This is a genomic window from Pseudomonas sp. NPDC087804 (assembly GCF_044742965.1).
Classification (GTDB): Bacteria; Pseudomonadota; Gammaproteobacteria; order Pseudomonadales; family Pseudomonadaceae; genus Aquipseudomonas; species Aquipseudomonas rustica.
In genome coordinates this window covers 48,636-55,332 of sequence record NZ_JBIUVN010000033.1, presented here as the reverse complement: position 1 = coordinate 55,332, position 6,697 = coordinate 48,636, and the positions used below count along the sequence as shown (strand labels likewise).

Genomic DNA, 6,697 nt, shown 5'->3' with positions numbered 1-6,697 from the left:
GACCGCGCTCGCGTGCAGATCGGCCGCATCTCGCGCTTCGGCCTGCTGGAAATGTCGCGTCAGCGCCTGCGTCCATCGCTGGGCGAAAGCAGCGGCATCGTCTGCCCGCGTTGCAACGGCACCGGCATCATTCGTGACGTTGAATCGCTGTCGCTGGCGATCCTGCGCCTGATCGAAGAAGAAGCCCTGAAAGACCGCACCGCCGAAGTTCGCGCACAAGTGCCGATCCCGGTGGCCGCGTTCCTGCTCAACGAAAAACGCAACTCGATCACCAAGATCGAATTGCGCACCCGTGCTCGCATCGTCATTCTGCCGAACGATCACCTCGAAACGCCGCACTTCGAAGTTCAGCGCCTGCGTGACGACAGCCCGGAAGCCGCGACCAACCAGTCCAGCTACGAAATCGCTGCCGCCGCTGCTGAAGTTGAAGAAGTTCAGCCAGCCGCCGCGACCCGCACCCTGGTTCGCCAGGAAGCCGCGGTCAAAACTGCACCGGCTCGCGCCAACGCTCCGGTGCCGACCGAAGTGGCCGCACCTGCTGCTGCTGCCGCGCCGGCTCCGGCTGCCGCGCCAGAACCAAGCCTGTTCAAAGGTCTGGTGAAGTCGCTGGTCAGCCTGTTCGCTACCAAAGAAGAGCCAGTTGCTCCAGCCGTGGTTGAAAAACCGGCTGCCGAGCGTCCAGCCCGTAACGAAGAGCGTCGCAACGGTCGTCAACAGAGCCGCAACCGTAATGGTCGCCGCGATGAAGAACGCAAACCGCGCGAAGAGCGTGCACCGCGTGAAGAACGCGCCCCACGCGAGCCGCGTGAAGAGCGTCAGCCTCGTGAAGCCCGTGAAGTTCGCGAGCCGCGTGAAGCCCGTACCGAAGCAGCGCCAGCCGCTCGTGAAGAACGCGCGCCACGTGCGCCGCGTGAAGAACGTGCACCGCGCGCTCCGCGTGAAGATCGCAAGCCACGTGGCGAGCGTGAGGAACGTGTACGTGAACTGCGCGAGCCACTCGACGCCGCTCCTGCCGTGACCACCGAGGTGGCTGCTGAAGAGCGTCCGGTTCGTCAGCCACGCGAAGAGCGCGCACCGCGTCCGCCGCGTGAAGAGCGTCAACCGCGCGCCGAACAGGCCGCCGCTGCCGTCGCTGAAGAAGAAGTGAACACCAACGAAGAGCAACTGCCGGAAGACGGTTCGGAGAGCGCCGAAGGCGATCGCCCACGTCGTCGTTCGCGCGGTCAGCGTCGTCGCAGCAACCGTCGTGAGCGTCAGCGTGATGCCAACGGCAACGTGATCGAAGGTTCGGAAGAATCCGAAGCCGGCGAAAACGCTGAAGAGCCAAGCACTGCCGATCTGGCCGCCGGCCTGGCTGTTACCGCAGCCGTTGCCAGCAGCGTGATAAGCGCTCCGGCCGAAGCTCAGGCCTTTGAGCAAGCCGAACGCGCCACCGCTGCTGTTCATGAAACCGCTCCAGTGGAAGCGCCGGTTGTTGAAGCGACCACTCCAGTAGAAGTGGTTGCTGCTCCGGAAGTCGAAGTGGCTCCGGTTCAAGAAACGCTGCCTCAGGTAGAGCCGGCTCCAGTTGTGGTTGCTGAGCCGGTGGTTGAAACCGTCGCTGAAACCGTGACCGAAACCGTGCGTGAAGTTCGCGAAGAGCAGACCGCTTTCAACTGGGTAGCCGAGCCGGTTGTCGCTGAAACACCAGCGCCAGTGGTTGAAGCGCCGGTTGTTGAGACGCCAGTGTTCGAAGCACCAGCGTACGAAGCGCCTGTTGCCGAAGCTCCAGTGGTTGAAGAGACCAAAGCTGCCGAGCCAGTGGTTGCTGCTGAGCCAGCTCCAGTCGTCGAAGCGCCGGAAGTTGTCGAAGCTCGTGCTCCGGTGGCTGAAGTGGCTCCGGTCAGCGCTCTGGCTGCTAACGGTCGCGCACCGAACGATCCTCGTGAAGTGCGTCGTCGCAAGCGTGAAGAAGAGCGCCTGCAGAAGGAAGCCGAACAGGCTGCCGCTGCTGCTCCGGTGGCTGAAGTCGTCGCTGAACAAGCGGTAGTTGAAGCGGTCATCGCTGAAGCGCCTCGCTCCGTTCAAGACGCAGCAGAGCACCACGAAGAAGCCCAGGAAAAAGAACACGAGCCTAAACCCCTCGTCTGATTCCTGAAGCTGTAAAAAAGCCCCGCCCGGTGAAAGCCTGGCGGGGCTTTTTTTATGCCATTTAAAAGATCAAGAGATCGCAGCCTTCGGCAGCTCCTACAATTTGTAATGCGTTCCCCTGTAGGAGCTGCCGAAGGCTGCGATCTTTTGATCTTGCTGTTATTTAAAAACCAAAGCCTCCGGCACATCGATATCCCACAACACCCCGGGATCATCCACCGCCACCTCAACCACCCTGCCCTGCTTGAACAAAGGCCGAGCCCCACGATCACCGCTCAACGCCAGCAACCCCGCACCAAACGACCGGCCAAACCCCACCGGATGCCCAAACTCACCGTCCTGCACCGGCACGCTCACCGCATCATCAGCCATCGCCGCAACAACCCGCTCAATACTCGACGGTAAGATAAACGGCATATCCCCCAGCACAATCAGCCAGCCATCCGCTTGCGGGCACGTCGCGATGCCCGCCGCAATGCTGTCGCCCATGCCGGTCGTGCCAATCGTCACAACTTCACAGCCATACGCCTGAGCCATACGCATCGCTTGCGGTCGTTCTTCCGTCGTGACCAGTACACGCTTGTCGAGGCTCGCCGGCAGATTCACCAGCACCTGCTCGATCACCGAGCGCACCGCGCCATCGCGACCGGTGCAATCGGCGAGCAACTTATCCTTGTCCGCACCCGCCACTTTGCGAAAGCGACTGCCCTCGCCTGCGGCCAACACAATCACGCCAATGGTTCGGCTCATGCGCCCTCCACGGGTTTCTTCTGCTTCAACTCAACGCCGTTTTTGATCGCAACAATCTCTGCGAGCAAAGACAAGGCAATCTCCGCCGGCGAATGACTGCCGATGTGCAGACCGATCGGCCCATGCAATCGAGCAATCGCCTCTACCGACAAGCCTAGCTGAGCCAGATTCTCCCGGCGCTTCAAACTATTGACCCGCGAGCCGAGTGCGCCGACATAAAACGCCGGCGAATCCAGCGCGGTCAGCAATGCCATGTCATCCAGACGCGGATCGTGGGTCAACGCGACAATCGCCGTGCGCTCATCGGTCTGAATGTTCAACACCGCCTCGTCCGGCATACCCTTAACGAAGCGACCGTGCTGCTCTTCCCAGCCATAAACGAACTCAGTGCGCGGATCGCAGATCAGCACTTCGAAATCCAGCAATCGCGCCATGTCCGCCACGTAGCGTGACAATTGCCCGGCACCGATCAACAGCAAGCGCCAGCGCGGGCCGTAAATCGCGCGCAGAAGCTTGCCGTCGAACTCCAGAGCATCGGTTTTGCTCGCCGCTGTCAAAACCACTTCACCGGTTTCGATATTCAGTTCGCGGGCGACGATTTCGTGGGCTTCACAACGCGCGAGCAGGTCGGCGACCCACTGCGGATCGCCAACCCGCTCTTCGGTCAGGCGCAGCGTACCTCCGCAGGGCAAGCCAAACCGCGCCGCCTCCTCCCGGGTCACGCCGTAGGTGATCAGTTGCACCGGCGGCCCATCACTGGCAATCCGCCCGTCGTGCAGGCGGGCGATCAAGTCATCCTCGACGCAACCGCCCGACACCGAACCGATCACCACGCCATCCTCGCGCAAGGCGAGCATCGCACCGGGCGCCCGAGGCGCGGTGCCCCAGGTTTGCACGACGCTGAACAACACCACCCGCTGCCCGGCGCGGCGCCATTCGAGCACGCTGCGCAGAACGTTGAGGTCGACACTGTCCATCAGGCGTCCGCCTTCTGCCAATCCTGCAGTTGATAACGCACGGGCAAGTTACGAATGCGCTTGCCCGTGGCAGCAAAAATCGCATTGCACAGTGCCGGCGCAATCGGCGGCACACCCGGTTCGCCGACACCGCCCAACGGCACATCGCCCGGCGGCGTCACCAGATGCACTGCGACCTCCTTCGGCGCCAGCGACATGCGCGCCACTTCGTACATATGGAAGTTGTCCTGCTGAACCTTGCCGTCCTTGAAGCTGATTTCACCCAGCACCGCGTTACCCAGGCCCATCACGCAGGCGCCTTCGAACTGCGAGCGAATCCGCTCAGGGTTGATCTGCGGCCCGCAATCCACGGCGATGTCAGCTTTGTGCACGATCAGCGTGCCATCGTCTTTAACCTCGACTTCGATCACCGCCGCCACATAGGTGACGAAGCTGTAATGCACCGCCAGCCCCAAGCCACGGCCCTTGGGTAATTTACGCCCCCAACCGGCGGCTTTGGCAGCGGTTTCCAGCACGGTGCGCATGCGCCCGGTATCGATCGGATAACGCTCGGGGGATTCGCCGTAATTCCACTCTTCGCTCAAGGTGCGCGGGTCAATCTGGCGATCAGGCCCAAGCAGTTTGATCTGGTACTTGAGTGGATCCTCACCGGCCTTGTGCGCCAGCTCATCGACGAAACTCTGGATGGCGAAACCATGAGGAATGTTCGACACCGAGCGATACCAGCCGACCCGCGTGTGCACGGTGGCCTCGGGGTTTTCCAGGCGTACGTTGGGAATGGCGTAGGCCATGTTGGTGAAACCCATGCCCAGCTCGAACGCCGCTTCGTGATTCATGCCCGGCGCGAACAGCGCGGTGATGCTCGGCGCCACGGTGCGATGCAACCAGCCGGACGGCATGCCGTCCTTGCCGACGCTTGCTTTCAAATATTCGGCGGACACGGTGTGGAAATACGAATTGTGGATGTCATCTTCACGCGTCCACTGCACCCGCACCGCTTTGCCGGGAAATTCTTTGGCGAGGATCGCCGCTTCAACGACGAAGTCCGGTTTCGACTTGCGCCCGAAACCGCCGCCAAGCAGCGTGACATTAAAGGTGACGTTGTCGAACGGCAGTCCGAGACGCTCGGCAATACGCTCGCGGGTGACCTGCGGCGCCTGACTCGGTGCCCAGGCCTCACAGACACCGTCCTTGTAACGAGCGATGGCGACCATTGGTTCCATCGGCGCCTGCGCCAGATGCGGCAAATAATACGAAGCTTCGAGGGTGCTGGCAGCGCCGCTCAATGCTTTGTCGATATCGCCGGTATTGCGTACCACTTTGCCGGGTTTCAGCGAGGCGGCTTCCAGCTCCTTGCGATAGGCGATCGAGTCGTAACTGGCGTTGGGGCCGTCATCCCATTCGATTTTGAGCGCCTCGCGGCCCTTGATTGCAGCCCAAGTATTGCTGGCCACCACCGCCACGCCACCCAGTGGTTGAAATTCCGAAGGCAGTGGACGGCCTTCAATCTGAATCACTTTAAGCACACCGGGGACTTTCAGTGCAGCGCTGTCATCCAGCGATTTGACCTTGCCGCCATACACCGCCGGACGGGCGATGGTCGCGTAAACCATGCCGTCGAAATGCACGTCGGCACCGTACACCGCGCGGCCGTTGACGATGTCGTCGCCATCGATGGCTTTGGTGCCTTCCTTGCCGATGTAGCGAAATTCCGATGGTTGCTTGAGTCGCAGGCTGTCACGCGCTGGCACGGCCAACGCACTCGCGGCGGCGGCCAGTTCGCCATAACCCAGCTCACGGCCAGACGGCTTGTGAATGACTTTGTGCAGTTGCGCGTGGCATTCGCCGACCGGTACTTTCCACTGCGTGGCCGCCGCTTGTTCAAGCATCGTCCGCGCTGCAGCACCGCAACGCCGCATCGGTTCGTACCAGTGACGCATGCTGCGCGAACCGTCGGTGTCCTGATTACCGAAGCGCACTTCATCGCCTGGCGCCTGCTGCACTTTGACCCTGGCCCAATCGGCGTCCAGTTCATCGGCAACCACCATGGTCAGACTGGTGCGCACGCCCTGCCCCATCTCCGAACGGTTGCAGACCACGGTGACCGTGCCGTCAGCGGCAATGCTCACGTAGACTTTCGGGTCATCGATCCAGCCGTTGGGCATGCCGTCAGCGCCGAATTTCTTTTCTTTCTCGTCGGCCAGCGCATCCTGCCAACCCCAACTCGCGGCCAGCACCAACGCGCCCGTCGCGCCGACGCCTTTGAGGAAACCGCGGCGACTGAGATTGCTCAGGGCGAAATCATTCGGAAGGCGACTCATGCTTTCGCCTCCTTCAAATGCGTGGAGGCTTGGCGGATCGCGGTTTTGATCCGGTTATAAGTGCCGCAGCGGCAGATGTTGCCGACCATGGCTTCTTCGATCTGCTCGTCGCTCGGGTTTGGATTGGTTTTGAGCAACGCGGTGGCCGACATGATTTGCCCGCCCTGACAGAAACCGCACTGCGCGACCGCCGTGTCGAGCCAGGCTTGCTGGACGACTTGCCCGACCGGGTCGGCATGCAGATTGTCGATGGTGGTGACGTTCTGCCCGATCACCGAGCCGATCGGCGTGATGCAACTGCGCGCCGGCAAGCCATCGATATGAATGGTGCACGCGCCACACAGGCCCATGCCGCAGCCGAACTTGGTGCCGTTGTAACCGGCAACGTCGCGGATCGCCCAAAGCAGCGGCATGTCCTCCGTGACGTCGAGAGAATGATCCTGGCCATTGAGTTTCAGGGTAATCATGGGCACGCCCGCATATTTTTGGTGGTTATGGGGTCGAGCAATCTGCCGCCGT

Annotated in this window: 5 protein-coding genes; 1 reads left to right on the top strand and 4 read right to left on the bottom strand. The window is 61.7% G+C overall.

The genetic code is table 11. The annotated features are described in order from the left end of the window. Positions 1 to 2,130: ribonuclease E (locus ACIOMO_RS25225; RefSeq protein ID WP_401244184.1), on the top strand; the 2,130-nt coding region annotated here is incomplete at its 5' end. 159 nt (positions 2,131 to 2,289) lie between these two features. Here the strand turns inward: ACIOMO_RS25225 and ACIOMO_RS25220 are convergent. From ACIOMO_RS25220 to ACIOMO_RS25205, 4 genes are read right to left on the bottom strand one after another with little or no spacing between them, the layout of a single operon-like run. Further along, the gene (locus ACIOMO_RS25220; protein WP_400650833.1) at positions 2,290 to 2,880 is read right to left on the bottom strand and encodes a nucleotidyltransferase family protein; all 591 of its coding nucleotides are present in this window, start codon (positions 2,878 to 2,880) and stop codon (positions 2,290 to 2,292) included. Beyond that, positions 2,877 to 3,857 carry an XdhC family protein gene (locus ACIOMO_RS25215; RefSeq protein ID WP_401244182.1) on the bottom strand — a complete coding sequence of 327 codons (981 nt, stop codon included), beginning with the start codon at positions 3,855 to 3,857 and terminating at the stop codon, positions 2,877 to 2,879. Before ACIOMO_RS25215 ends, ACIOMO_RS25220 begins: the two co-directional genes overlap by 4 nt. Beyond that, on the bottom strand, positions 3,857 to 6,178 hold the full coding sequence (locus tag ACIOMO_RS25210; protein ID WP_401244180.1) for a molybdopterin cofactor-binding domain-containing protein: 2,322 nt from the start codon (positions 6,176 to 6,178) through the stop codon (positions 3,857 to 3,859). The genes ACIOMO_RS25215 and ACIOMO_RS25210 overlap by 1 nt, the downstream gene beginning before the upstream one ends. Further along, positions 6,175 to 6,645 carry a (2Fe-2S)-binding protein gene (locus tag ACIOMO_RS25205; RefSeq protein ID WP_053122632.1) on the bottom strand — a complete coding sequence of 157 codons (471 nt, stop codon included), beginning with the start codon at positions 6,643 to 6,645 and terminating at the stop codon, positions 6,175 to 6,177. The genes ACIOMO_RS25210 and ACIOMO_RS25205 overlap by 4 nt, the downstream gene beginning before the upstream one ends. Positions 6,646 to 6,697 lie beyond the last annotated feature (52 nt).

What these genes read in the sequence shown, in the direction of transcription:
- ACIOMO_RS25220 (WP_400650833.1), bottom strand. Translation starts at nt 2,880, where the DNA reads ATGAGCCGAACCATTGGCGTGATTGTGTTGGCCGCAGGCGAGGGCAGT.
- ACIOMO_RS25215 (WP_401244182.1), bottom strand. Translation starts at nt 3,857, where the DNA reads ATGGACAGTGTCGACCTCAACGTTCTGCGCAGCGTGCTCGAATGGCGC.
- ACIOMO_RS25210 (WP_401244180.1), bottom strand. Translation starts at nt 6,178, where the DNA reads ATGAGTCGCCTTCCGAATGATTTCGCCCTGAGCAATCTCAGTCGCCGC.
- ACIOMO_RS25205 (WP_053122632.1), bottom strand. Translation starts at nt 6,645, where the DNA reads ATGATTACCCTGAAACTCAATGGCCAGGATCATTCTCTCGACGTCACG.